The organism is Acidiphilium sp., from assembly GCF_049977125.1.
In the GTDB taxonomy this organism is placed as follows: Bacteria; Pseudomonadota; Alphaproteobacteria; order Acetobacterales; family Acetobacteraceae; genus Acidiphilium.
On record NZ_JBMFGY010000275.1, the window covers coordinates 1 to 2,706 of the forward strand.

Here is a 2,706-nt window from a genome sequence, read left to right on the forward strand (position 1 = left end):
AGGTTCAGGCAATGAACGGTCGCCGGGTGGAACGCGTACTGATCAGCCGTGACCCCAGCGTGGAGCCGTGAGGCGCCCGGTGCTTTGGTGCCGCGCGGTTCGTGTTATACCAACCTGAGGTTCCGTTGACTCGAATGTGAGTTGTCGCGGCTCGGGCGGGTATGATTCGCTGAACTTCCCCGGAGGAGGTTTGCGATGACGGTAGCGATAACGCGTTTGGACTTGTCGGCTATGGCGCTGCGCGAGCGGGCGGCTCGCGCGACGGATTCGAAGATTTCGAGGCGGCTGCTGGCGATTGCTCTTGTTCTCGAAGGCTGGTCGCGGCGCGCTGCGGCCGAGGCCTGTGCCATGGACCGGCAGACGCTGCGCGACTGGGTGCACCGTTACAATGGATTGGGACCTGAAGGACTGGGAGATGCGCCGCGGCGCAACGGCCCGCCACCCCGATTGTCGGCTTCGCAGCAGGCGCAGATCGCGCCATGGGTCAGGCAGGGTCCGGACCTGGAGCGTGACGGCGTGGTACGGTGGCGCTGTGTCGACCTGCAGCGGCGGATCAAGGCCGAGTTTTCGGTTACCCTGCACGAGACCTCGATCAGCCGACTGTTGGCGCGGCTCAAGTTCACGCGGGTCCAGCCGCGTCCGTATCATCCGAAGAAGGACGCTGCGGCACAGGACATTTTTAAAAAGACTTCGCTGGCCTGGTAGCGGCGGCGATCCCGGCCAGGGCGGCCCGTAAGCCAATCGAGGTGTGGTTCGCCGATGAAGCCCGTGTCGGTCAGAAGGGAACTCTGACCTATGTCTGGGCAGAGCGGGGTTCCCGACCACTGGCTGTGCGCGACAATCGCCATGACTCAGCCTATCTGTTTGGCGCCGTCTGCCCGGAACGCTGTATCGGCGCCGCCATCATCATGCCGGCAGTCAACAGCGAGGCGATGGCCGAGCATCTTCGCGAAATCAGCACGCAGGTCGCACCCGGCGCGCACGCCGTGCTGGTGCTCGATGGCGCCGGCTGGCATCAAGCCGGCGAACGTCTGCCGGTGCCCGACAATATCAGCCTGCTGTTGCTGCCGCCCTATTCGCCAGAGCTCAACCCAGTCGAAAACATCTGGCAATTTCTGCGCAGCAACTTCCTCAGCCATCAGGTCTGGAACAGCTACGACGAAATCCTTGCCGCCTGCCGAAACGCCTGGAACAAGTTCATGCAGATGCCAGAACAAATCGCTTCGATCACCCAACGAGACTGGATCAAAGCGGTCATTGGATAGGCAGGTTGGTATTACGCCACAAGCCTGCGAATGGCCGTTGCGAGATGGGGGGCGGTGGCCTGAAGGGCATAGTGAGCTGCAGCGCGATCGCGGGCTGCAATTCCCATGGTGTGACGCAGCGTCGGGTTGTCACGTAGGTGACGTAGCCGATCGGTCCACTCCGCAGGGGTGCTGGCGAGCCATCCGGTAATACCGTCCTGTATAATTGTGGTGTTTGCCCCGACCGGGCTGCCGATGGTTGGCCTTGCCGCCGCCATATACTGGATGAGTTTGTAGCCAGATTTGCCGCGCGCCCACGCGTCGTCCGGTAAGGGCATGATCCCGACGTCACACTGGCTGATCATGGCGGCCTCGGTGGCTTCACTCCAGGGGAGGTGGCGGCAGATTACACCCTCAATGGTGAAGCCAGGAGCGCCGATCACCAGAAGTTCAAGTGGTGCCTCGGCGGATAGTTGACGCAGTGGTTCGGACAGTTGCGCCAGATAGGGCGCGGTCAGCGGAGTACCGATCCAACCTATGGTAAAGACCGGGTTATCCAAAGGTGGGATCGGTGGATAATGGTCGAGATCGACCACGGTGGGCAAAAGCAGAACGTTGGCGGCGCCGGCTTGAGTCGCCCAGTTTCGCAAGGTTTCATTGGCAACGATCGTCAACGCCGCCCGGCGCAACAGCGACGGGAATTTCCCACCGAGGACCGTACGCACCAATCGGTCGCGCAACGAAACGTCACCCTCGCCGCCGTAACGAAGGAACCAGGCATCGTCGAAATCGAGGATGAACTTAGTGTCCGAACCGAGCAATGCGCGTTCGAATATCGCAGGGACGAACGGTAGCAATTCCTTTTCGATCCAGACTAGATCATGATCCCTTATCTTGGCACGGAGCCCCGGCGCTCTCGCATAGGCGGCGAGCACCGATGGGATGCGGCTGCGACCTTCGTACAGCGCCCTGATGTAACGATCCGATAGAAATGGCCGGGCGGTGCAGGTGATACCCTGCTCGGCGAGCGGCGCGACATATTGGAGCAAGCGAAGCCGGCTGCTTGCACCGAGACGACCATAACGCGTCGCCATAAGTAACCGAATCGACGGTAAGCGTGCCAGATCGTTGCACTCGTGTGCGGTCTCAGGAACGGGCGGTTCGCTGATGCGGTCAAGATGGACGCTGATCGACATATCCCGTCAAGGTACAATGATTAGGTCTGCCACAACACAGGAAAATATCTAAAAACCTAAAGTGGGATAACTTCAAGAGGACGTCGGGAGTTTTTGAAAAACTGAGGTTTGTATTAAATTAAAAGCTATTGATTTTTCTTCGACAGTGGTTTTGCCTTTGCCGAATGCAGACGACAGGATTATTCGTGCTGTGGTGGCTGGAATCGCGCGGACCATCACGAACGGGGCATCAAGCTGGCGCTATGGCCCAACACGGTTGAACAGGC

Annotated in this window: 2 protein-coding genes; one reads left to right on the plus strand and one right to left on the minus strand. The window is 59.9% G+C overall.

Going from position 1 to position 2,706, the window contains the following annotated elements; translation table 11 throughout:
• Window positions 1–195 precede the first annotated feature (195 nt).
• Window positions 196–1,265 (plus strand): IS630 family transposase gene (locus ACP5E6_RS17990; protein WP_427956612.1). Its coding sequence is split into 2 segments (ribosomal slippage): window positions 196–688 and window positions 688–1,265, totalling 1,071 coding nucleotides; the frame shifts between segments, so codons are not numbered across the junction.
• 11 nt (window positions 1,266–1,276) lie between these two features.
• Here ACP5E6_RS17990 and ACP5E6_RS17995 read toward each other — a convergent pair.
• On the minus strand, window positions 1,277–2,293 hold the full coding sequence (locus tag ACP5E6_RS17995; protein ID WP_427956615.1) for a glycosyltransferase: 1,017 nt from the start codon (window positions 2,291–2,293) through the stop codon (window positions 1,277–1,279).
• Between the last annotated feature and the right edge of the window lie 413 nt (window positions 2,294–2,706).